At 47.3% G+C, this 23,182-nt stretch carries 18 protein-coding genes; 3 read left to right on the top strand and 15 right to left on the bottom strand.

Annotated elements, in window-relative coordinates:
- Positions 1-7: 7 nt before the first annotated feature.
- Genes Q7P68_RS07350 through Q7P68_RS07340 form a run of 3 tightly spaced genes read right to left on the bottom strand, consistent with a single transcriptional unit; the run spans position 8 to position 2,138 of the window.
- Positions 8-1,162: a hypothetical protein gene (locus Q7P68_RS07350; protein WP_304224451.1), complete on the bottom strand. Its 1,155-nt coding sequence runs from the start codon at positions 1,160-1,162 to the stop codon at positions 8-10.
- Positions 1,163-1,175: 13 nt separating this feature from the next.
- On the bottom strand, positions 1,176-1,838 hold the full coding sequence (locus Q7P68_RS07345; RefSeq protein ID WP_304224450.1) for a hypothetical protein: 663 nt from the start codon (positions 1,836-1,838) through the stop codon (positions 1,176-1,178).
- Positions 1,839-1,850: 12 nt separating this feature from the next.
- Entirely contained in the window at positions 1,851-2,138 is a 288-nt protein-coding gene (locus Q7P68_RS07340; protein WP_304224448.1) for a DUF503 domain-containing protein, read from the bottom strand.
- A 136-nt stretch (positions 2,139-2,274) separates the two neighbouring features.
- On the opposite strand from Q7P68_RS07340, the gene Q7P68_RS07335 reads away from it, so the two are divergent.
- The 3 genes from Q7P68_RS07335 (at position 2,275) to Q7P68_RS07325 (ending at position 11,060) form a co-directional block, all read left to right on the top strand.
- Positions 2,275-7,398, top strand: a complete 5,124-nt coding sequence (locus tag Q7P68_RS07335; RefSeq protein WP_304224447.1) for a hypothetical protein — start codon at positions 2,275-2,277, stop codon at positions 7,396-7,398.
- A gap of 71 nt (positions 7,399-7,469) precedes the next feature.
- Entirely contained in the window at positions 7,470-8,861 is a 1,392-nt protein-coding gene (locus Q7P68_RS07330) for a hypothetical protein (protein WP_304224446.1), read from the top strand.
- 15 nt (positions 8,862-8,876) lie between these two features.
- Positions 8,877-11,060, top strand: a complete 2,184-nt coding sequence (locus Q7P68_RS07325; RefSeq protein WP_304224445.1) for a FecR family protein — start codon at positions 8,877-8,879, stop codon at positions 11,058-11,060.
- A gap of 49 nt (positions 11,061-11,109) precedes the next feature.
- Here the strand turns inward: Q7P68_RS07325 and Q7P68_RS07320 are convergent, their stop codons facing one another.
- The 12 genes from Q7P68_RS07320 to Q7P68_RS07265 all read right to left on the bottom strand — a co-directional run bounded on the left by Q7P68_RS07320 (position 11,110) and on the right by Q7P68_RS07265 (position 23,172).
- Positions 11,110-12,027, bottom strand: a complete 918-nt coding sequence (locus Q7P68_RS07320; RefSeq protein ID WP_304224444.1) for a tetratricopeptide repeat protein — start codon at positions 12,025-12,027, stop codon at positions 11,110-11,112.
- Positions 12,028-13,092: a uracil phosphoribosyltransferase gene (locus Q7P68_RS07315; protein ID WP_304224443.1), complete on the bottom strand. Its 1,065-nt coding sequence runs from the start codon at positions 13,090-13,092 to the stop codon at positions 12,028-12,030.
- 11 nt (positions 13,093-13,103) lie between these two features.
- A complete protein-coding gene (locus Q7P68_RS07310; protein WP_304224442.1) occupies positions 13,104-13,616 on the bottom strand; it encodes a hypothetical protein in 513 nt (170 codons plus the stop codon).
- A gap of 10 nt (positions 13,617-13,626) precedes the next feature.
- Positions 13,627-14,760, bottom strand: a complete 1,134-nt coding sequence (locus Q7P68_RS07305) for a tetratricopeptide repeat protein (RefSeq protein WP_304224441.1) — start codon at positions 14,758-14,760, stop codon at positions 13,627-13,629.
- Complete coding sequence (ispG, locus tag Q7P68_RS07300; protein ID WP_304224440.1) at positions 14,757-15,875, bottom strand: flavodoxin-dependent (E)-4-hydroxy-3-methylbut-2-enyl-diphosphate synthase; 1,119 nt, start codon at positions 15,873-15,875, stop codon at positions 14,757-14,759. Before ispG ends, Q7P68_RS07305 begins: the two co-directional genes overlap by 4 nt.
- A 78-nt stretch (positions 15,876-15,953) precedes the next feature.
- Positions 15,954-16,379 (bottom strand): ATP synthase subunit K, encoded by a 426-nt coding sequence (locus Q7P68_RS07295; protein ID WP_013968952.1) that lies wholly within the window; start codon positions 16,377-16,379, stop codon positions 15,954-15,956.
- Positions 16,380-16,406: 27 nt separating this feature from the next.
- The gene (locus Q7P68_RS07290; protein WP_304224439.1) at positions 16,407-18,254 is read right to left on the bottom strand and encodes a V-type ATP synthase subunit I; all 1,848 of its coding nucleotides are present in this window, start codon (positions 18,252-18,254) and stop codon (positions 16,407-16,409) included.
- Between the two features lie 8 nt (positions 18,255-18,262).
- Positions 18,263-18,865, bottom strand: a complete 603-nt coding sequence (locus tag Q7P68_RS07285; RefSeq protein ID WP_304224438.1) for a V-type ATP synthase subunit D — start codon at positions 18,863-18,865, stop codon at positions 18,263-18,265.
- 13 nt (positions 18,866-18,878) lie between these two features.
- A complete protein-coding gene (locus Q7P68_RS07280) occupies positions 18,879-20,177 on the bottom strand; it encodes a V-type ATP synthase subunit B (RefSeq protein ID WP_304224436.1) in 1,299 nt (432 codons plus the stop codon).
- A 14-nt stretch (positions 20,178-20,191) separates the two neighbouring features.
- On the bottom strand, positions 20,192-21,952 hold the full coding sequence (locus Q7P68_RS07275) for a V-type ATP synthase subunit A (protein WP_304224434.1): 1,761 nt from the start codon (positions 21,950-21,952) through the stop codon (positions 20,192-20,194).
- On the bottom strand, positions 21,949-22,554 hold the full coding sequence (locus Q7P68_RS07270; RefSeq protein WP_304224432.1) for a DUF2764 family protein: 606 nt from the start codon (positions 22,552-22,554) through the stop codon (positions 21,949-21,951). The genes Q7P68_RS07275 and Q7P68_RS07270 overlap by 4 nt, the downstream gene beginning before the upstream one ends.
- A 3-nt stretch (positions 22,555-22,557) precedes the next feature.
- Positions 22,558-23,172 (bottom strand): V-type ATP synthase subunit E, encoded by a 615-nt coding sequence (locus Q7P68_RS07265; RefSeq protein WP_304224430.1) that lies wholly within the window; start codon positions 23,170-23,172, stop codon positions 22,558-22,560.
- Positions 23,173-23,182 lie beyond the last annotated feature (10 nt).

Raw genomic sequence — 23,182 nt, 5'->3', positions numbered from 1 at the left:
ATAGCTTTTAGTCCAGCGATTTTACAAGCTCATCTGCACTTGTTGCGAGATCCTGTTCTACCGCCTTGCGCGCTTCCGCGAGGGCTGATTGTATCGCTGCCTCAGTGTTGCCGCCCTGACCTTTTACGGAGATCACCGGTCTGCTTATAGCAATAGTGCCGTTGCGTCTCACAATTCGAATCTGAGCCCGGGCAGTAGCGGTGTAAATATTGTATGCCTTGCCGTTCAGAAACATTTGGCGAGGCTCATCGTAACGAACTTCGGCAAGCACAAGATAGGAAACACTGGTCCCCCCTAGAGTACATGCCTTTTGAATCGCATCAAGATCACCCTGCATAGCTGCCGTAAAGGTTTTAGGATCCAATGCAGCATCGGCCGGAACCAGATCGAGCCCTGCGGTCTTCAGGGACCTGCCAATACTGTCCGCAAGGGCTGCTGCACCATTTGCTTGGAAGCCTGTATCAGCACTAGGGATAGCGGGTCCTTCTGATGCAAAGATCCGAGCAGTCCGAGCTGGCAGAACATAGGCAAAATCCCTATGAACTTCGGGGAAAACCCTCGTTTTACCCCGGTTGGAAATTACCAGGGTGGCCCTAATCAACACCGGTTTGTCAGTCCGCTGTACACTGCGAACCACCGCGGAAGCAACTCCATTCGCATCCGTAGTTGCAGAAAAGGTGATGTCTCCAAGACCGTCTACAAAGGCGAAGCGGATCGGTGCATCGGCCACCACAGCTTTGCCAAAATCGTAATTTACAACCAATCGTACTGAGGGCATAAGGCCGTTTCCCTTAGCGAGATCCCTGACATTTCCGGCTCGCTGGGTGCCATCATTATTCATCCATCCGTCTCCAGCTTCCAAGGTAAGCCGGGCTCCGATTTCTGTGAGTTTTTGATCCGCCTGTCTCACCAATTCGGCCCTGCGGCTTTTCGATGCCGCGGAGGATTCTGCTTGGCCTTCTTCGTTGAGGGCTAGCACTGCCACTAAATGTCTTAAAGCTTCTACCGGGTGGTTGGTATCAAAGGCGTCCTGGGAAGCCTTCATAAGGCTTTCCATGGATGAAAGCACATTCTGGCTCTGGGCGGATACGCTGAGGCCATTAGCTAGCAAAAAAAGGAATAGCATGACCGCAAAAAATAAATTGATACGGCGATTATTCATCCTTTTCACCCCATTATTCTTTCCAAGAAAGCTTTAGCTGGACAGCATCAGAACTCAAAACCAGATCAGTTACCGATGAACTATACCTGGCAGATTTTCCTGTTACAGTACCTTGGCCTATTTTACTTGTAGTAGACATGGTCGGTACCGAGGGAAGAGTAAAACGCATATCTATATTATAGCCAGAAAATATGGTGCGAACCAGGTTTTCCAATTCCTTGTCAACATTCTTTATTCCACGCACAAGCAAAAGTTCCAGGGTCCTGTTTCCGCCTTCTGTTGCAAGCCGCACCGATTGGCCTGTGGCATCCAGAAAACCTTTAAGGGCTTCTAGGTTCGTAAAAGCGAGTTCGGCCTTTACAATAATATCTTTATCATCCTGGCTGCTTGAATAAGATGAAAGAGACAAACCAGGAACGCGAGTGAGGGTTCGTTCAAAATCGGTGCGGCTTACCGGCAGTGGCAGCTGTTTTTCATTGCCGTCCAGCTTTCCCAAAGCTTCAAACATGCGGGAGAGCCGGTATTCCATTTGAATGGTACCGGAACCATTCTGACGGATGGTCACATTAGAATTGAGACCGATACAGGAGCTGAAAGAGAAAATGATGAACAGCATTGCCACGATACAGCCACAGGTGTTCCGCCTATCTATACACTCTTTTAGAAACTTTTTCATAACACACTCCTGTTAAAATTCTTCCGAATATATTTGTACATCCTGAATTCTTACCGGTACTTCCTGTTCTATCATGGAAAACGCCTTGTTTAGCACCGATTCGCCAAAGGTTCGGGAATTAGAAACCAAAGCTCCGCCGATATGGGCAAAAGAAAGTGAATCCTGCAGGTCTATCTCTGCTGCGCTCATATGAAACTGGCGCTGGAGCTTATCCTTTACGGACCTTACTATTTTCCGTTTGTCCTTAATGCTTTCCACATCGGGGATTTCAAAGATCATCTGTATCATCGAAACAACCATAGTCTGCCCCCCTGGCATTACACCAGGCAATCTTGTAGTATACTATACACTATTCATGGGTTCTTTGCGAAGCATCTGTCACACAGTAAAACAAAAAGACTCACCCATTTTTCTTTTCCTGATATTGATTTTATTCATGAGTTTATTCGCGAGCCCAGTTCAAGCGCAAATCGACAGTCCCTCACCTGCTTTTGTACAGGGAAGCAGCCTTTCCACTACCGCTACTGGCGGAGGGGGGCTTTCATCAATACCATCAAGACAGGCCGAGGAAGCTTCTCCTTCTCTTTTTAATCTTTCAAGAAACGACAGTTCGGTGAATCTCCTCCTCCAGGGGGCCTGGGAAGCGGGTCTCACTGCCCAGGGCGGCCTTGCCTTAACCGATTTGGGCTTACAAGCCGCAGCAACAAACAATCCCCTGCTTTTTACCCAGAAGGCGGATCTTACCTTGAGTCTCTGGATCCAGGACCGCTGGTTTTTAGAAGCAAGCTTTTTAGATAACTATGATCTCAATACCTACCGGGCAGGCTATCAGGGAACTCTTAATGAGAAACTGCAATACGCTGGGGTGGGCAACACGGGCCTCGATTTTCCCCGTTTTCCATATCTGGACCTGGGGGGCTCAAGCCCCTCTTCCTTCGGCTTTTATACTCGCTGGCTCTTTGCTGACATTCTCAGGGGTGAAAAAACAAGCCAGCCCAGTGAGGCGTCTGCCCAGGATAGCCAAAGTAAGAGTCCTAAGCCGCAGAACAGCGATAAACAACCGCAGCTTACCGTACACGGCATGGTCCGCTACGACGGGGCAAAACTGGAAGAAAAAAACTACATCGGAAGCCGGGAAATAAGCACAAGCAGCATCGAACTTTCCAGCATGGTCCGGGGCTACTCCTTTGTGCTCCCCGATGAAAACCTCGAAACGGTCCCGGTGCTCTATATTGAAGATCCCAAGGGTGACCAGATTGATGAATATGGGGCTCGCTGGAGATTAGCTTTAGCTTCCGAATACGCCGCAAGCGCCCGCTTTGGAATCATTGAAATACGCAGCCCTTCGGCCCTTGCGGCGGGGAAGCGCCTCTCCGTGGCTTACCGGAAGGGAGGAGTTGAAAACCCCTGGTCAAGCAGCCTCGGCACCTACGGAGATACTTCTGGTGCGGGAGCCAACGGTTTCCTCGGCGCGGCACAGGGGGCTTTTAATTCCAGTGCGGTTAAGTTTGCCCTCCGGAACTACCCGCAGCCGGGGCAGAAAGATACAAATTACATCGGGACTGACAACAACAAACCTGCAACGGTGACTATTGGCGGCACAAGCTGCCTGGTTATCTGGGAGCGGGGTACCTTCTCTCCCTTTGAGCGTCTCAGCCGGTACCAGATCCAAGCGGGGTCCTCTGCTAAAGTACAATTTGTTAACCGCTCCGCAGGGGAGCCTGAAAAGGGCTTTTCCCTGGAGCCCCTCTCTTCATATAGCGTCATTACATCCACAGCATCAGCCACAGCGGCTGGTTCTAGCAGTACCAGCGATACAGCTTCCAGCGCTGCTACCAGCGCTGATGTTAGTACCGAAAGCGGTACTGCAAGCAGTACCACCTACGGTAGCAGCTCCGGTGCAACTATCTATGAATTGGTGGATACGACGAAGGACTACGACATCCGCAGTACCGAAAGCCGCTGGCCCCTGGTCAATCAGCACCCTGAGCTGTACCTTCCCGCCTCCAATTCTACGAGCCTTTATAAAGCGATTCTTGTTACCACCTATGGTAGTCCGGGAGCCCTCTTTATAGGAAAGGATGTACTTCCCGGCTCGGTACAGGTATACCGGAACGGACTTCCGGATCCCTTTGCAAGCTATGACAGCGAAACCGGAGAGGTTCGTCTGGCGAGTCCTCCGTCAGACCAGGAACGGATACGGATCCAATATCTCAAACGGAGTGAGGAACGGCGTTTCGGGAGCCTCTCTGCAGGTATCGGGGCGAGCTACCAGAGCGGGGGGCCCTTTTCCGCAGAACTAGCCATGGGACTGCGCTGGAACGTGAGCCCCGATGCATTTTCGGAAGGCTCCAGCACCAGTCCCGGCACAGTGGGCCTTTCGGGAAGCCTCAGATGGGATTGGGAGCATCTGGCTCTTTACAGCAGGGCGGGTCTCTTCTACCGGCAGGAAGACACAACGGGTATATACCGCATTTTAGGGATGGAAGGGGCCCGTTACGCCGAACCCTTCCCTGTTTCAGGCTTTTATCAGAGTCCTGAACCCCGAAGCCTTAATGATTATCGCTCACCTTTGCCTGCGCTAACAGCAGATAACCAGGCGGGCCTGGTCTACCGTTCCTATAGTTCTACGGACATCCTCGGCATCAGCACACTCCACGGAATTGACTGGGACGGAGCCCAGCTTATTCCGGACAAAACCGGCCCCTACCTGGTGAGCGACAGCACCCTGGACACAAGAGTTTTAGTCGGCGAAGCCACTTATACTGAGAGCCGTTTCTGGGCGGGCTTCCAAGTACCGATGGAAGATGCCGCAGGCGCCTTGGCGGGGGCCCGCCAAATTGCTATACCCTTTCGGTTTTATGATGTGCCCTCTTCATTATCGGGTGTAACGGTCCAGGTTTACCTCCAGATCGGCGCCCTGGACGGCGCGGCTGGTTCCGCTTCTGGCAGCACCGGCTCAAGCGGCACGGGCTGGGAAAACAGCGCTATCGTCCTTACCGCGAAAATATTTGACAGCGCAACCGCTAATCCTGCCGGTGTTCTGCCGACCCAATGGCAGACCGCCACCCTTACCTTAAGCGAAGCCGACCGGCGGGCCCTGGCTGGGGCCCGGGCCCTGCGGTTTGTGGTGGTTACAAGCGGCACGAGCTACACGCTGAACACCCGGCTCCTCTCAGGCCCGCCGGTCGTGAGCGGCGCCAGTACCCGGCCCATCGTAGTTTCTGGAGGGCTGCCGCGGCCAGCGGCTGCGGAGAGCAATGCGCAGGTCGATGCGTTAGAACGTAACGATTCGAGCCTCCGCAGCCGCTACGGCGAACTTATCGACAAGCTCCATCCCGCAGGCGCTTCCCAGCGGATCCTTGAAGTCTCCTTTAGCGGTCTTGGCACCAGCACGGGCGGCACAGGGGCCGGAGCGGACAGTCGGGTACTGGCGCCGCCGCCAGAAAATTACAAAAACCTGACTCTTTTTGTCCGGGGCCCGAAGGCAAACACGGATCAGACAAGCCTAAATAGCGGCACATTGGTTATCCTCGTGTCTTCCAGCCTGGACCTTTTCACAAGCCCCCATATCCAGGCCCATATTCCCATTTCTACCTTTACCCCAGACCAATGGTCTAAGCTTGATATTCAATATAATACGAGCCAGAAACAGGTTTTTATAGATGGAAAGTCCATACAAAATGCAACGGTAACTTTTATGCCCGCGGGGACCGAGGGCCTCGGCGGAACTACTGCGGAGGGGCTTTATCAATATGTAGCCTTTTATCTTTTACCTCAGGATAGTTCATCAACCTTACCCGATGGGAATTTTGCTGTTGATGAGATCCTATTCACCGAGGCTGTTGCAAGCTTCCAGGGACGGGGCGGCATCTCGGTGCAGTGGAATCAAAAAGGGCCGCTCCTATCCCTGAACAAGGTTCCCATCCTCACTGACCTTAAGCTTCTAAGTTCCTCTGAAGGCCTGTACCAGCTTCCCGCGGAGGCCCCCTACCCTTCAGCCTTTGCCAACATTCAGAACCAATCTTCTGCGGCCTTTGTCCTCCTGGGCTGCCCGATAGAGCTGCGGGGCGGAATCACCGCGGAGCAGAATAGTCTTATCTGGAACGGCGCCCACCGCATTACCCTCCCCTTAGGCCCTCTGGAAGTCGAGAACAGTTTTTCCCTAGACCAAACAAGTTATATGCAGCAGGGGTCTGGAAAAGTAAGTATCCCGCGGATACTCATGTCCGACTTGTCCTTTACAGCCAGCCTTTCTGCCCAGGCAAGTCAGGAAATTGTTACTGTTCAGCGCCAATGGAAATACAGCGCTGAAAGCCGGAATAAAGTCTTCTTTATAGCTTCTACAGGGGATCTATCGTATATCAACAGCGCAGCGGAGGCGTTTTCCGGGACCAGCGTGGGATACTCCCTTGTATGGACCGAAAGCATAAAAAGTCTTTTGCCGGACGAAGGGCTCGATGCACGAAGCCGAGTTTGGACTCTTGGTGCAAAAAGCGGACTAGAACTTAAACCTTTAGGTTTTTCTGCTGATGCTGTCATGAGTTCCCGGTCTCAGAAGAATTTGAATGCTGCGGATCAGGCTATTCATTACGGGTTTTCATTTCCATTTATCTTTTCGCCCATTAAGGGAAATGTGGGATTTCGCCGGGAGATTAAACAGAATAGTTCTGACGCAGGCTCAAGCTTATGGACTGATGCAGACCAATACGGGTCGTTTATCAGCGCTCATCAAAATATAGTGCTGTTTCCTCCGGTTTATGGGCTTTTTGCGCCAGAGCTCAAAGATTATTTCATTTTAAATCAGGATGGGCAAAGCAGCGGACTGGGTTCATTATCTTTTATTGATAGCTACACGTTTTCTATTCAGGCCCCAGCCCCTGCAAATCCGTGGGCCCTCATATTCCCTGCAAGGGTAGAGTCTAAAATAGCAAGAAGGGCTGAACAGAATTTATCGAACTATACGGATAAACTTTCCTGGGAAACCAGCGTCGCCTCATCGGCGGTCAATCTGTTTGGAGCCTATGGCCAAAGCCCTCTCTTTAAGGTTTATCGGGATGATGAATTTTCACAGCAGCTAAGTCTTAATTTCACTTACAGCGACTATATACTGCAAGAATGGAAAGCGGTCCTCCAGCAGCGCTCTTCCTTCTATGGTTTTTCTGGGTCTAGCCTAGAAATCAACAATGCATTGAATCTTATGCAAACCCGCTGGTCTGATGCTCTGAGCCTCTCTTGGACCCGCCCCAATTCTCAGAGCCTATTGGGGGCGCTTTTCAGAACCCTTTCATCAAATACAAGGATGCAAAACAGCATACCCGGCCTTGCTGAAATAGCAGCAGCACCGGCAGAATTGCTGCAAAAAGAGACATTGGAAACAAAGATAGATATGGGCAGTTCTGATACATGGCAATTAAGCTTAAGCCATGAGTCTATTGTAAGGATACGCAACCGCCTTACCATAAGCGCCTTCGGCAAGGCTCAGTATGACCACAATTTAGAAAAAAACAGCTTTACCTTGCTTGGCAGTACGGGAATCCAAATTAAAGTCCAATTCTGACAAAATAGGTATTTTTGCTGGTTTTTAAGCAGTTTTGTAGTATACTATGAATGACATGGAGGACCAGTTGTATGAGAAACAGGCTTTTAATCGTCACCCTATTAGTTTTTATCAGCCTTTCTTTTGTTGTGGCTGAAGGAAGCGATGCAGCGTCACCATTTGGGTTTAAGTTTGAACTAGGTCTGGGAACAGAAACCTTACCAATAGATCCTACTGCACCTGCAGACAGTACCAATCAGGCAACCTATCAAAAGCTTGCCTTAAAACCTGATATTTCATTTGGGAAGATTGGTGTAGGCCTGGATGTTACCCTGCATTTCAATATCAAACCAGGGCAAAACGGAATGGCCATAGAAATATACGAACCGGACTGGATTCCTGAAAAAGCAGGAAAAAGCTTTTTTGAGTTATATTTACCCAAAATTGCCTATGTCCGCTATGGCCAAAAGGGTGAAAACCTTTTTGTAAAGCTCGGATCCTTCGATGACGGCACCCTGGGAAACGGCTTTATTATGGGAAACTACTCCAATACTCGCTTCCTTCCTGAAACACGAATTTTTGGTGCCGCCCTGGATGTGGATGGCCAGCTCTTAGACTTTCCCTATGTAGGAATCGAAACCTTTGCGGGAAACCTCGCAAAATTTGATGTTTTTGGAAGCCGCCTTTATGTAAGGCCCCTTGCCGGCACCGAGATGCCGCTGCTTAAAAATCTGCAAATCGGAGCCACCGTCGCAGCAGATACGGATCCGCTGCGCTATGCCAGCGATGCCTTTAGGACTGCGATTGGTTCTGCCGACACAGTTACCATCGCAGGGGTGGACACAAAATTGCCGGTCCTGAGTACGCCCCTTGTCAACATGGCCGCCTTTGCAGACCTTGCCTTTGAACCCAAAGGCCGCTGGGGCAGTATGGTTGGTGTGGGAGGAAAACTGGCGGGCTTCATGCTGTACGGAGCCCAGATCCGACTCCTTGGACCTGATTTTATTCCAACCTATTTTGATGGTTCTTATGATCTTTTCCGGCATCTTAAATATCAGGCTCTCCTGCAGGAAGCCTCTGGTTCCGTATATGCTGGCTGGCTCGCGAACCTCGGTTTTTCATTGCTTTCCGACGCAATCGTATTCCAGGCCACGCTGGACGGGCCATTTAAGGCTGCCCCTGATACCAATCCTCGCATTACCGACTACCCCCATCTCCGCGGCGTATTTACTTTGGCAGAGGGATTCCTCGCAGGCTTTTCTTTTGACGCCCTCTATGAAAAATACTATTTAGGCGCTCCAAGTCCCATTGGTACAGGCAACTTCTGGAAAGATCTTGTGAGCCCTGAAAACGCAGTAATCGGTGCTAAAATTAATTATAGAACGGGTCCTGCGGTCTTAAGCCTGTTATACAACCTACGTTACGATCCCGCTACTGGAAATTATATAGTGACATCGAGCCTCATGAGCTCGATTCAGTTCTGAAAAAGGAGGATATTCATGTTGCAAAAACATAATAGATTTTTTGCATTATTTTTCATTGCTTTGTTTGTGGTCGCAAACGGTCTGTTTGCCCAGACAGGACCGAAAGCGCTCCTGGTATATGCGGACGATGAAACAGCAATCCAAATACTGACCAGCGGAGGGACCATCCGCAGCGCCTATGTCGGAGACGAGATACTGCCGGGAGAAACAATTAAAACTCTGGCCACCAACGCGGAATTAAAACTGGATCCAAACGGCAGTATTATCAAAATAGCCCGGAATACCAGCTTTAAGGTAGAAGGCCTCGCGGGTTCCGCAGGCAAAGATACCAACGAGTTTGCCCTTCTTGGCGGTAAAATTAGAACCGTAGCGGCAAAGACAGTCGGCAGCAATAAATACCAGATAAAAACACCGACCGCGGTCTGCGGCGTCCGTGGAACCGATTTTAGCATGCTTGTTGTAGAAGGTGCCCGGGATGCAGTCTATGTACAGCGGGGCCTTGTAGAGTTTGCGAAAACCCTGGCTGATGGTACTTTGCAGCCGATTTTAGTTGGCGCTGGTCAATTTGCCGATGTTTTCGGACCGAGTTTTATTCCTTCGCCCTTTACTCCGGAACAATTCTCCAATGATTTCGGTGATATTGATGAATTCAAAGCGGTAGATCCAGCTGCAGTTCCCCAAGAAGAAACCACACAGGGAGAGGAAAAGGCTAAATCTGAGGAAAAGACAACTTCTCCCGTAGCAGAGACCAGCACTCCTAGCTCCGAAACTGCTGAAAAACCAGCATCTAAGCCTGCCCAGGAATCAAAACTCATGGCTTGGCTGGGAGACATCCTGGGCTTTGAAATTGGTTCTGTGGTGATCGATGGAAATACTTATTCTAAAGCAGTAATTCAACCCGTATTCTCCATTGGGAAACTGAAAATGGGATTGTATCTCCCTGTCATTTATACCAATGATCTCTTTAATCCCAACAGCTGGTACCATCCCAATGGGAACGATGAATGGTCCTTCGGAAGCGAATACTGGAATACGGATCCAACGCAGGGAGCCCTGGATGCGCTGCAGGACCTGGCTCTTAAAATCCGCTTTATTGAGTATGGACAACCTCTGGTTGACCCCCTGTATTTCAAAGTCGGAAATCTTTCGAACATGACTATCGGCCATGGAGTCCTGATGCGGAATTTCGCCAACGACGCGGATTTCCCCTCGGTACGACGGGTTGGCATTAACGCTGGCTACGATGCCGGTCCATGGGGAGTGGAAGGGGTTGTAAATGATCTCGGAAAACCTGAGATTTTCGGCGGTCGCATTAAATTGCTCTCATTCTTTGGTGTAAGCGCTATAGCTGACATTAATCCCGCAGGGAGCCTTGCGACCCAGGCTGAACGGGACAGCATCGGCGATCCTATGATTATAGGGTCTGCCCTGGACCTTGATTTCCCCATTCTGAAATTGAGCTTCTTGAGCCTCCGGGCCTTTGCCGATGTAGCTGCGGTAGCCCCCTATAATAGAACCGCCGCTGGCAGTCTCAAAGAGGGTTTGCAGTATCAGGCAATTTACAATCCTGAGTATGGCAGCGGTTTCGAGGCATTCAGAAACTACGGCTTTGTATCCGGTTTTATGGGCAAGGCATTGATGGTAGACTGGCGGCTTGAATACCGGTATTACCGCGGTGCCTATCGGCCAACCTTCTTTGACAATACCTATGAACGGAACAGGGTAAAATACGCTCTGGATTTCTACAGTCTGCTCACTGCAACAAACGCTTCAAACGATGTAACGGTAAATGGCATATACGGCGAAGCAGGTTTCTCCCTGATTAAAGACAAAATTGTATTTACCGCAGGTTACATGATGCCATGGAGTCCCGATTCAAATGCAAGCTGGGATGTAATTGCTCAACAGGATTATATCCTTGCAAAACTGGTTATCAACAAAGGACTTCTGCCCTTCTATGACATTTCCGGTGCCATCACATACGAACGGACCGGTTTCGCCTATGCGATCAGCAAGGGACAACCTCTGGTGGATGCAAACACTATTTTCTCAGGTGAAATCGTTGTTCCCATAGCCAGTACGGTTGACTTTGCAGTTGTACTTGCGAACAATGCAGTGCTGACTACAAGCCCAACGTTGGCAGAGCCACAATACAAAACAAGTCCAACCATTACATTTGAGACAAGGATTCATTTCTAAAACGACATTATAGATAATAAAAAGGCCATCCAGATTTTTTGGATGGCCTTTATTTTTTTTCTGCTTTTGACATCAAAACCTTGATTGATTGCTTTTGATTGTCTGAAAGTTTTGGATCGGAAAGAAGAAGGTTAAATTGGGTTTCATCTTCGTAGCCTGCAGCAAGAGCCGATTCAATATACTTTAATCCTTGAGTATCAGAAGGATCTGAAATCATAATATATTTTCCTAAAAGAAAATCGATCTCTCCCTTCTGTAGTCCTGCCGCTGATTCCCGGCTACCTTGTTTTATTTTTTTAAGAGCCTCAATAGCACGGGCAAACATCGATTGCCCTCCAGCTACTTCTGCAAATTCTTTTAATACCACTGGATCATCGCCCTTCTCAAGCCATTTTGAATAATGGTCCAGCGCTTCCGGATATCCAAGTTTTTTTTCTGTTCTTGCAAGCAGCAGCAGTGCATCCCTATCTTCACCCGAATGGGCGTTCAAATTTTTAAGTATGGATATGGCATCATCATACTTTTTTAATCCATATAAAACGAGCGCATAAGCGTAACAGCTGTCTTTACTTTCTGGGCTGAGTGCTACAACTTCTTTATATAGGGTTTCCGCTTTTTCAAATTTTTGTGAAGCCAAATATGAAAAGGCTGCAGCCTTTAAAAGTATAAGATTTTCAGTATCTTTTTTTAATAAGTTTTCGAAAATCTGTGCAGCCTCATCATATTTTTGCTGTATAAAAAGTATCCTTCCAATATAATAAAGAGATGCAGCCTCGGTTTTTTTATATCTGCTTGCTTTTTGGAACCATACTTCTGCTTCATTATATTTACCAAGATCAAAATATGCTTTTCCTATAGAATAAAGCTCTTCTTCTGAAACAGAAGCAGGTCCTGTAACGCAGGATGAGAGAGAAAAAAGAAACAAACCTGTTAAAAGAATGTTAACCAATACTATAGTTTTCTTCATCTATTGGCCAAGCACAGTGTCTTCTATTTCCCTCAACTGGGACCGGTATAGATTAGCTATGTTAGAACCATAGTCTGCTATAAGCTGCATAATATTCCTTGGATGCTCTTCTCCATCTTTTCCATTGATGCGGTCCCCCGCATCACCTAAACCGGGGAGAATATAGGCAGCTTCATTGAGCACTGGATCCATCCAGAGCGTATATACCTTGCAGTTATCCAGGGCTCGCACCACCCGTAATGCGCCTTTTAAGGCAGAAATAACATTGAAAAATTGTACCGAACGGGGCTTTACTCCCTGATCGAGCAGATACTTAACAACTGTAACCAAACTTCCGCCAGTAGCATTCATGGGATCTGCGAAAATGAGGTCCTTGTCATTCAATTTCTCTAAATCAAAATAAGATTTTTCTAAATCGAGAATATACTCCATGTCGTTTTCGTGCTTCGTATCATCACGCTTAATCTTAAACAAAGCAAAAGGAGTAACATAGCTATGGGATGAATATTCTTGTATTTCTTTTGACATAATCATCGATGGCAGCAGAGCGCCGCGCAGCATGACACACATAACGGTATTTTCTATTTTGTCATCAATATTAGGTATTTTATGGACCGCATAATTCTGTACCGGTACGGTAACCGGTGTTTTTACGATAAGATAATTTTTACTTGATACCTGCGTTCCTGCGTATGCAAGCTTGAACAGCATTTCATAGGCCCGTTGTATATAATAGACAAATTCCTGTCCACCAGTACGGACGTCCCTGAGCTTTGCAATAAGTCTTGATGCTTCAGGATGGCTTTCTTGAGGAGTTAAAAAGGAATAGACATGAATACCCTGTTCTTCTTTGCAGATTTCCTGCATTTTTCTGCCCATTTCGTTGTACAGTTCTATAAGATTCTGCTCTTCCCTGGCTCGTTCAGAAGCTGATTGGGTAGTCGTTAAAATGCTAAACGAAAGCATTACCTGCCGGTATAAAGCATCCATTTTTGTGATGTTTTCTTTGTCATTTTCCGTTAAGAATCCATCCAGGTCTTGAGCTTTTAATACAATCTTATTCACGATAAGGCTCCTTATTTTTTCATCCAATAACGCAAACCAAGCTCAGCGGCAAAAAAGAAATCGGGGAACTTAAGATTTGGGGATATAGACAAACCAAGCGATTGATCGAGGGCTAGAAATAATTCGTATTCCTTGTTTATATGCCATGATAAGCCGATCGGAAGACGCAATCCAGCGGCTGATAAGAACTCCCCTTGAATAGATCCCATATTAAGATATCCGCCAATACCAAAATACCAGTCAAGATTAAAATCTTTTTCGGAAACCAGATCCTGATCGTATATGTACTTATCGCCGGTAACACCGAAAGCCACATTGTTATTTTGGATGCCAAGATAAGCAGCCCAATAAATAGGTATTTTGGGCAGCTTAAGACTTAAACCTAAATTGGCACCGGTTCCAGCGAGCCCATAACTGGTTCCAATAACGCCACCGATACCAGTACCTTTTCCATGATCAGCAAACAGTTCGGTTTTAATGAATAATGTCACAAGAATAAAAATTACTATAGCCCTTAATTTCATATTGCTCCTCCTATGGCTGTTGATTTATTGGTTCAATAAAAGGTTTTTTTAATTGTGTCTGGGACCTTTTTTGCCATTCTTCAGCTTGCTCATACTTTGACAATATGGTCCACAATGAAAATGCGGTAGATCTTTGGCCAACGGCAAAGAGTGCTGCTGCAAGATAGTAGTTTGTCTTGTAATAGTCAATATCAATTATAAAAGGTTCTAGATCGACATAACGTTCGAGATTGCGCAGTAATTGAGTGTAATCAGAAAATATAAAGCCGTATTCACGGCGCTGAATTTCCTTAATGAGCAAGGTATTTTGTATAAGAAACGCGTAGGTAAGATGTTCCACAGCCTTATCATATCTACCTGTTGCATAGTAATAAAAACCAAGTTTACGGTGGGCTTGTTCAACATCGGTGAGATCATATCTGTATAAAACAAGAAAACGATTTATTCCGTCTTCAGTTAAGGTTTTAAACATCGCGGTCCTTATAAATGATTGAGAACGGGTGTCAGCGGACCATAGCGTGTCACTAGATAATATATTGATAAGGACCTTTTCGTAGTTTAGATAATCTTTTAATAAATAATGCATTTCTGCAATTTTATACCTAATTACAGTTGTAAATCCGTTATTTTCTATGGCAAGCTGCTGTGAAAGGGAGCGTTCATACTGTTTTAAGGCTATTTTTAGTTCTCCTTCAATTCTATACACTTCGCCAATCCAATATTCAGCTTCAGGGTATATCCGTAACTGGTCAATAAGGCCAATAATTTTTTGAGAAGAATCTTGGATAACCGTATCTTTATATTGGTATTTTATTTCGGATATTATATCTGAGATCCTCTTATTTGGCTTATCCTTAAGAAACAGTTCTAGTTTACCCAGAGAGTCACCTAAAGCACGAACTTCATTTAATGAAAGGAAATCAATCCAGTCTTTCTGCATTTTGCTATATACAGCATCTCGTTTTCTTTTTGCATCTTCAAATGCATTCAGCGCCTTTCCGTATTCACTGTTTCGGAAATACTGTTTTCCCTTTTCTAAGACAAGCCAATAAGGATCTTCCGATACTTGCGCCAATAATGGCAATGGATTGGTAAATTGTAAAAGAGCAAGAAAACAAAGTATTTCAGAAAATCTTCGTTTCATAATTTATCCAATTCTTCGCTGAATGCATGGTCAGCATCTTTTGCTTCAACAGTTCGTACGATCTTACCTTCTCTAAAAATAAGAACCTTGTCTCCAGCCCCGGTAATGCCAATATCAGCGTGCCGTGCTTCGCCAGGGCCATTAACCACACAGCCCATCACTGCCACGGTTATATCCTTTTTTAGCATATAAAGCCGATCCCGCCAACGCTCAGTAAATTCATGGGTGTCAAAGCTGTTCCTTCCACAGCGAGGACAGGAAACGATGATTACCCCCTGACCTTTGCTACCTTTACCGCTTGAATCTGCCAGGGCACTCACAATTTCTCTGCCGGCAATAACCTCATTTTCTACTGTATCAGATAAGGATACTCGGATTGTAGAACCTATACCTTCTGACAACAGCGCATGCAGTGCAACAGCGCTCCGTACAATACCGGGGATCAACGGTCCCGCTTCAGTCACTCCCAAATGAAGTGGCACATCTGTTTTTTTTGCGATAATTCGATTGGCTTCCAATGTATCATATACGGAGGAAGCTTTCATAGATAAGAGAACATTGGTAAAACCTAGAGAGTCGAAAATCTCAAGTTCCCGCTCTGCGGTCGCAACCAGAGCTTCAGCTCTGCTCATTGTTTTATTATCAACTGCATTTCTTAGTTCAACCGGAAGACTCCCTGCATTAATACCAATCCTAATGGGAACACCCTTTTCGGCAGCCTTTGATACAACTTTTTTTACTTTGTCTAAAGAGCCAATATTTCCAGGATTAATTCGTATCTTAGCAATGGGAAAGTCCATGCAGCGGAGGGCAATTTTGTAATCAAAATGGATATCTGCCACAAGAGGCATGGTTACTCGTCGGGTCAACTCACCTAGGACTTCTGCAGATTCTATATCAGGTACAGCAAATCTAAGTAAACTGCACCCCATTTTTTGCAATGTTTCAATACGCTGCTCTATTTTTTTTCCAGCTTCACCTTTGAGCAATGTCTTATCTAAATGATCTTTCCACATGGTCTGAACAGCCACAGGATAAGAACCACCTATAAGAACCGAGGATAGGTGTTCAAAACCACCGATTTTTACAACACGAGCCATCTTTATTTGTTTCATGGATTACCACATGAAAAGACGGAGAAACCCGTTCGTACTAGACTGAGTTTCTCCGCGTATCCGTGGCAAAGGATTGGGTTAACCTGCGATACCCAGGGAGAAAACCATCACAAAGAGTGCAACAGTTTCGATAAGGCCTACCACAAGAATATAGTTACCGAAGCCCTGTCCAGTCTCTGCCAATGCATCGGATGCATAGGCTGCGGCTTTTCCCTGATAAAGAGCTGAAGCTCCCATGGCAAGTCCGGCAAAAAGGCCCACTGCCAACTTACCGACTCCGTCAAGGCCGCCACTTCTAATAGCATTCATCAATATAAAACCATAAATGGTCTGGGTAAGAGGAGCACCGGCGAAGGCGACCAAGAGGAACGGCACCGGCTTGTTTTGCAAGAAACATTTTTTCCAAGAACCGATGGCGGTCATACCGGCAATACCGGCTCCGAGGGCAGAACCAAAAGCTGAAAGGCCCAATGCAGCAGCAACACCAATCATTCCGATATCCATAATCTTCTCCTTATCATGTAATATGCCCTATTGCTGGGAAGTTTCTTTTACAGCAAAGGGCGAATATTTGACACCAGACCATTCCATTCCGAGATGGCCGGAGTATTCCAACATATTAAGCCGAACCCCATGAACGACAACCGAAAGGGCGCTCATTGCCAGGTTAAGCCCATGTCCAAAGAACAGTATGAGGGCCCCCGCGAGTATCCTGACTAAGCCTCCTGGAAGCCCCGCCGCCATACCGTTAAAACTCTCTGCGATAGCATAACCCGCAAGTCCAACTGCAAACAGACGAATGTAGCTGATAATATCAGAGAAACTTGATACCGCAGAAAGAAAGGTCGGCAGAAAGTTGGCAAAACTCTTTAAAATATTAGCAAAAAAGTTTCCTCCTTTCTGTTCGGCAAATACAAAATAGGTGACAAGCCCGCCCCCTATCATCCAGAGGGCAAATGGCGGAACCGGAAAGGCGGTCTTGTCAAGCACCAGGTTCAGTACGAGAAAATAAAGTCCTAAAACCATTGAAAGCCAACCGAGCTGTGCAAAGGCAGTTAATGAAGGCAGTGCTTTTTTAATATTTTTTGTATGAGCCCATACAAGCTGTACTGTCCCTATAATGAAACACAGGTGCTTTACGTTCTGCTGTACCAAACGAGCTGCTTCTTTAGAAGACAACGCAGGATTTGGCCTAAAAGGAGGAATAACCAAGCTTTTCAAGAAAGACGGCAAACTTTCGTAAGGGAGCGCAAACCAGGTGCCATTTATTGCACCCCAAATAATTGTTGCAGAAGAAAGCAGCAACAAAAGAAGTACCCCATCCGCAATTTTCCCTGTTTTCTGTTTACCTTTTAATCCAGCCCACAGACTCAGCAGCAAAATCAAAACGCCGTATCCTGCGTCTCCGATAATCATGGCAAAAAAGAGGGAGAAAAAGACCAGGAAGGACATGCTGATATCATATTCATGATAACCCGGCACAGTACCAAGAAGGTCAAAAATGGGCTGCACAATTCTGATGTAAGGTGGATTGCGAACAAGGGTCGGGGGAGCATCGCCTTCCGAAGGGTCGTCGATGAGAAGGGCCCAGCCGTTTTCTGCAGCAGCCCGTTTTAGCTTGCCCGCGACGTCAGCCGGGATATAGCCATGTATCCAAGAAATAGCAAGTCCAGGAGGCGTATCTTCGGTAACTTCCATGCTTGCCTTTGCAGCTTCGAATTCTGCCTTTTCGTTTAATTTCTTTATATAGCCTTCAATTAATCCCTGGTTTACAGAAAGGGCTGAAAGCCTCCGTTCTATGTCCGCAATAGTTTGTTTTCGCTTCTCAATCCGCTGCGAAAGCGCGGCAGTTGAAAGCTCTGGCAAGGCAAAGGGGGTCTCTCCGGGAATAGGAGTACCTACCGCAAGGCAGCGAACCATATTTTTATCCTTTGACAGGGTAAGGATCTCTATTGAAGGATCAATATGTTCATATACCTTTTTCGGAAGTTCATAAGGGATAAGAGTAATACCCTTTTGCTTAAGCTCCTCTAAGCCTGCAGGATCAAAATCACCCCAGGACTGAATTCTTGAGAGCTCCTTAAAGTCAGAAGCCAACAATTCTTGTTCTTGTTTACGCTGATCGAAAAGGGTTAAAACAAGCGTAACGAGCTCCTCAGCCTGTACTTCTGCTTCACTGGTATTGGGTTGCGTTTTTTTTGCCGCAAAATTTCTCAGAATGCCAAGAGCATGTTCTGCCTGGGTTTTCTTTTCCATGACAGCGGAGAGGGACTCCGAAACAATGCCCTTTTGCTCGAGGTGAAGCACCCCAAGTTTTCGCAAAGCATCAAGAGATGCTTCCCTTTCGCGATCAAAAATGACTAGAGAGACCTTTTTCATGGGTACAATCATTGTGCAGCCCTCTCCATTCCACGCTTCGCGATTTTACCCCGTACGACAGCGGCGGTTTGCTGATCTCCGAGATATACCCTGATTTTTTTTATATTGCTTTTAGTTTCGGGAATTTTAACCTTTTCAAACAGGTTGACCCGTTGTGTGGTGGTACGCAACTCCCGTTCAAGCCGACGCTGCTGTTCTTCCAATGTTTTTGCTTCCAAATCAAGCAGCAGCACCTGCCGCATCCGTTCTACCGCAGTATCGATCCATAAGGGTGTCCGTAATACATCATAGGGTTGAACCTGGAATTCAGCTCCCTTAAACACGGGGATTTCAACACCCGCAATATTTCCAGAGTCAACGTGAATGGATGTGACCGAGAGGAGCTCTGGAGTAAAATACCCTTCTTCGCCGAACACAGCAATCCAGCTTTTAAATTGTTCATTCACCCTATTTTTTTCTTCCATAAGGACCCGAATACGGTTTTCTGTATTCCGGATTTCCATTTGGAGTTGCTGTTTTTTAAGCATGAGCGTCGGCAGATAGCGCTGATACATCTTAAGCGCATCCTTCTGCTTTTTAAGCTCATTTTTTGTAAGCTTAATCTTGGCCATAGATCCTCCGGCCTTACGCTTTCTTTGGCCAATAGGTATTGATCAGTTCGGTTCTCAATCCCGTTTCTTCGGGAGAGAAACAGGAAGCGAGTATTTCCCATCCCAGGTCAAGGGCCCGTTCAAGGGGAATATTAACCGAAAGATCCATCATTTCCTTTTCGAACAATTCGCCGTACTTAAGAAGTTTCCGGTCCCAGTCGGACATCATAAAGCCCATGGCCTTCTTTTCCAGCGTATCCTTATACGCCGCGTAGAGTTTTATCATACCGTCCATCAAGGCGCGATGATCTGGCCTGGTCTTGCCATTTACCTGCTGTTTAAGACGGGACAGGGATCCAAAGGGTTCGATACGGCCGTTTTTAAGATAGTACTGCCCCTCGGTAATATATCCGGTATTATCCGGAACCGGGTGTGTTACGTCGTCACCGGGCATGGTAGTAACGCCCAGTATAGTGATAGAGCCTGCGGTGTCGAAATCGACAGCCTTTTCGTAACGGGCGGCAAGCTGACTGTAAAGGTCTCCAGGATAACCGCGGTTTGATGGAACCTGTTCCTGGGTAATGGCAATTTCCTTCATGGCATCGGCGAAGTTAGTCATATCCGTGAGGAGTACTAACACGTCTTTACCCTGTAAAGCAAATTGTTCAGCCACCGCAAGGGAAATGTCGGGTACCATAAGACATTCTACTACCGGGTCTGCGGCGGTATGAACAAACATAACCGTCCGTGAAAGGGCACCCCCTTCCTCCAGGGTATCCTTAAAATAGAGATAGTCATCGTATTTAAGACCCATACCGCCGAGGATTATGACATCGACTTCGGCCTGCATGGCAATCCGAGCCAAGAGTTCGTTGTAAGGTTCACCTGAAACGGAGAATATCGGAAGCTTTTGGGATACGACCAGGGTATTAAAAAGGTCGATCATGGGGATACCAGTACGGATCATCCGGCGGGGAATAATTCGCTTGGAAGGATTAACCGATGGTCCTCCGATGGGAATGAGGTTTTCTTTCATTTCCGGTCCCTTGTCCCGGGGAGAACCTGAACCGGTAAAGACCCGGCCCATAAGGTTTTCAGAGAACGAAACTCTCATGGGATGGCCTAAAAACCGGACCGTATCGCCGGTTGAAATTCCGCGGCCGCCGGCAAAAACCTGCAAGGATACCAGGTCATCCTGCAAACGAATGACTTCCGCCAGGGAAGTTCCAAAGGCAGTATCAATTTCAGCCAGATCGCCGTAGCGTACATCCGTTGCGCGAACGGTAATGACGTTACCGGTAATGGATTCTATTTTGCTGTATACCTTTTTCATTTCGCCACTCCGTCCTATGCAAGAATCTTTTCCGCGTTTTTATCAAGACCCGCGGAGCGTTCGGAAACTGCTTCGAGTATTTCTTTTTCCAGCGTTGCAAAGCGCTCGCTCTTCCATTCCGATCCATTGTAGTCCAAGAATTTTTGCCTGAGCCGGTTGAACCAGCTGCGGGCATCTTCCTTGTCCTTAAATTTGAACTGGGAAGCAAGAATTGTAAGCAGTATGGAGAATACGTGTTTCTGCCGTTCAGGGCTGACCGCAGCATCGACAGCATCAAAGGAGTTTTGCTGGAAGTAAACTGAGTCAAGGAAATTACCCTTAAGGTAGATAATAAAGTCATCCAGACTGGTTCCTTCCTCGCCGACAACTTTCATCATCTGTTCTACTTCACTGCCCCGGGACATGAACTTATGTGCATAGGCTACCTTCTGTCCATCGATAATACCTTTGTATTTTGACCACGAATCAAGCGGATGAATAGCAGGGTACTTGCGAGCGTCTGACCGTTCGCGGGAAAGACCATGGAAGGCGCCGACGACCTTTAAGGTTGCCTGGGTAACTGGCTCTTCGAAGTTACCGCCCGCGGGAGATACGGTACCGCCGATGGTTACCGAACCGGTGCGGCCATCCTTGAGCCGCACAATGCCTGCCCGTTCATAGAAGGCGGCAATTACCGATTCTAGATATGCGGGGAAGGCCTCTTCTCCGGGGATTTCCTCCAACCGGCCCGACATTTCGCGCATGGCCTGTGCCCAGCGGCTTGTTGAATCTGCCAGAAGCAATACATGGAGCCCCATCTGCCGGTAATATTCTGCCAGGGTAACCGCGGTGTATACGGAAGCTTCACGGGCCGCTACGGGCATGGAAGAGGTATTACAAATAATGATTGTCCGTTCCATGAGGGATCTGCCAGTTTTGGGATCCAACAGTTCGGGGAACTCTTTAAGAGTTTCTACAACTTCGCCGGCCCGTTCACCGCAGGCGGCGATGATTACCACGTCCACATCTGCATGACGGCTCGTTATCTGCTGGAGCACCGTCTTTCCTGCACCGAAAGGACCTGGTATACAGTAGGTGCCTCCACGGGCCACAGGAAAGAAGGTATCGATGAGGCGAACCCGGGTAACCATGGGCTCTACCGGTTTAAGCCGTTCCGCATAGCAGTCCACCGCACGCTTAACAGGCCAGCGGAACGACATGGCCACGGGAATTCGGTTTCCCTTGCCGTCATCCAGTTCAGCGATAGAATCCCGGACGTGGTAGGTTCCTTTTGGTTTTATAGATGCCACCGTATAGCGGCCGTACATATTAAAGGGGACCATGATTTGATGAGTAAAAGCACCCTCGGGTACGGTACCCAAGGTATCTCCCCGCTCAACCATGGCGCCAACCTGGACCGCAGGGGTAAATTCCCATTGCGCATCCAGAGGCAGGGCATCAAGATAAATACCCCGTTCAAGGAAATAACCCGCTTCCTCCGCCAGTTTTGGAAGAGGATTCTGGAGACCGTCGAAAACTTGCCCCAAAAGGCCCGGGCCCACTTCTACCGAAAGCATATCGCCGGTAAATTCAACAGTGTCACCTACCGCGATGCCTTTGGTCATTTCAAAAACCTGAAGATAGCAAAGATCACCTCTAATACGGATGACTTCACTTTTTAGTCGTTTATCCTGAACCTTTACATAGCCGACTTCGTTCATCGACACAACGCCTTCAAAACGGACGCCGACCATATTGCCATTAACGGCTACTACTGTACCCTTAGTTCCGATCATTTCGGTTCTCCCGCATATATTCTAGATTGGGCCGCATCCATAATGGAAGCATAGAGCCCCTGATAAGCTTCAAATCCTTCATCAACCTTAAATTTCTGCTTCCGTTCTATCAGTTGCAGCTTAAGGTAGTACGCATAGATCGTATCCCGGCCGAAATAGTCAAAACCCTGCAAATTCTCAATCGTTACCCATCGGGCCCGATCCAGAAACAGTTCGGCTTCAAGAGGAGATTCCATAGCTGCTGCATTTTTAGCAACCGTGGCTGCATCCATTGGTTCTGCAGGTCCATCGGCAATATGAGCACCTTCGCGTTTTAAATGCTGCAGTCTGAACCGTGCGAGGTGCAGTCTCAAAGCTCGCTCCCATGTTCTCCAATTATCAAGCAGATAGGACCCAAGCGGTTCTGGCATCTCTTGATACCCCTGTCCTAGGCTGCCCGGTTGAAGTCCCTCTGGATCTAATCGGCAGGATTGTAGGAGGAAAAAATCTTGTGGAGTAAGAAAGGTTTTACACAGGTCCACAAAATCCTTAGTTTCTATAGCAGCCGAAACACCATAATTTAATGAAGGCAGCTGTGAAACCAGATAGTAATAGGAACCCACGATTTACAGCCCCTTTGCTACAGACTTAATGAGCTCAGCCAGCCGAGGATTAAGATAAGCAGACATCAGCTCTGCTACGGCTTCTGCGGAGAAATCATAATAAGCAGAACCATCTTTTGAAGCAATTCGGAAGCCCGCAGCAAGATTCCGATCGGATTTTAATTCCACACCCTTTGCAAGTTCTGCAGACAGTTTTTTTGCAAAATAACCTTCGAGTCGTGCCAAGGTATCAGCCTGCAGCAATACCGCAAGCTCATCCTTATCTTTCCGAGCCCATTCAGTAATAATCTGAGGAATCGCTGTCTTGAGGGCTTCATCATCAAAGGCAGCGGTTACTTCCCGCCGAACCACCGCATCCAAAAGTTTCTGAATCTCTGACTGGAAACTAAGAAGCAAATTGCGGGAGGCCTGTTCTATTGCGGCAATACCAGCCTTTTCGGACCGTTCAGCATCCCGTTTTGCAGCAGCTACAATCGTATCGGCTTCTTTTTTTGCAGCATCTACGATTTTGCGTGCCTCAGATTGTGCATCCTGAATAATTTTTTCGGCCTGAACCGATGCGGATTCCACTCCGTCTTTCTTTATTTTATCAATCAGTTCCTGCAATTGAATATCCATAGGCTCCTCT

The sequence above is a fragment of the Gracilinema caldarium genome (assembly GCF_029265695.1).
GTDB lineage: Bacteria > Spirochaetota > Spirochaetia > Treponematales > Breznakiellaceae > Gracilinema > Gracilinema caldarium_A.
Note: the sequence above shows the minus strand (reverse complement) of the source record. Positions and strands in the feature narration are given on the sequence as shown.

Coding starts and splice junctions, on each gene's coding strand:
- Q7P68_RS07350 (WP_304224451.1), bottom strand. CDS start 1,162: ATGAATAATCGCCGTATCAATTTATTTTTTGCGGTCATGCTATTCCTT.
- Q7P68_RS07345 (WP_304224450.1), bottom strand. CDS start 1,838: ATGAAAAAGTTTCTAAAAGAGTGTATAGATAGGCGGAACACCTGTGGC.
- Q7P68_RS07340 (WP_304224448.1), bottom strand. CDS start 2,138: ATGGTTGTTTCGATGATACAGATGATCTTTGAAATCCCCGATGTGGAA.
- Q7P68_RS07335 (WP_304224447.1), top strand. CDS start 2,275: ATGAGTTTATTCGCGAGCCCAGTTCAAGCGCAAATCGACAGTCCCTCA.
- Q7P68_RS07330 (WP_304224446.1), top strand. CDS start 7,470: ATGAGAAACAGGCTTTTAATCGTCACCCTATTAGTTTTTATCAGCCTT.
- Q7P68_RS07325 (WP_304224445.1), top strand. CDS start 8,877: ATGTTGCAAAAACATAATAGATTTTTTGCATTATTTTTCATTGCTTTG.
- Q7P68_RS07320 (WP_304224444.1), bottom strand. CDS start 12,027: ATGAAGAAAACTATAGTATTGGTTAACATTCTTTTAACAGGTTTGTTT.
- Q7P68_RS07310 (WP_304224442.1), bottom strand. CDS start 13,616: ATGAAATTAAGGGCTATAGTAATTTTTATTCTTGTGACATTATTCATT.
- Q7P68_RS07305 (WP_304224441.1), bottom strand. CDS start 14,760: ATGAAACGAAGATTTTCTGAAATACTTTGTTTTCTTGCTCTTTTACAA.
- ispG (WP_304224440.1), bottom strand. CDS start 15,875: ATGAAACAAATAAAGATGGCTCGTGTTGTAAAAATCGGTGGTTTTGAA.
- Q7P68_RS07295 (WP_013968952.1), bottom strand. CDS start 16,379: ATGGATATCGGAATGATTGGTGTTGCTGCTGCATTGGGCCTTTCAGCT.
- Q7P68_RS07290 (WP_304224439.1), bottom strand. CDS start 18,254: ATGAAAAAGGTCTCTCTAGTCATTTTTGATCGCGAAAGGGAAGCATCT.
- Q7P68_RS07285 (WP_304224438.1), bottom strand. CDS start 18,865: ATGGCCAAGATTAAGCTTACAAAAAATGAGCTTAAAAAGCAGAAGGAT.
- Q7P68_RS07280 (WP_304224436.1), bottom strand. CDS start 20,177: ATGAAAAAGGTATACAGCAAAATAGAATCCATTACCGGTAACGTCATT.
- Q7P68_RS07275 (WP_304224434.1), bottom strand. CDS start 21,952: ATGATCGGAACTAAGGGTACAGTAGTAGCCGTTAATGGCAATATGGTC.
- Q7P68_RS07265 (WP_304224430.1), bottom strand. CDS start 23,172: ATGGATATTCAATTGCAGGAACTGATTGATAAAATAAAGAAAGACGGA.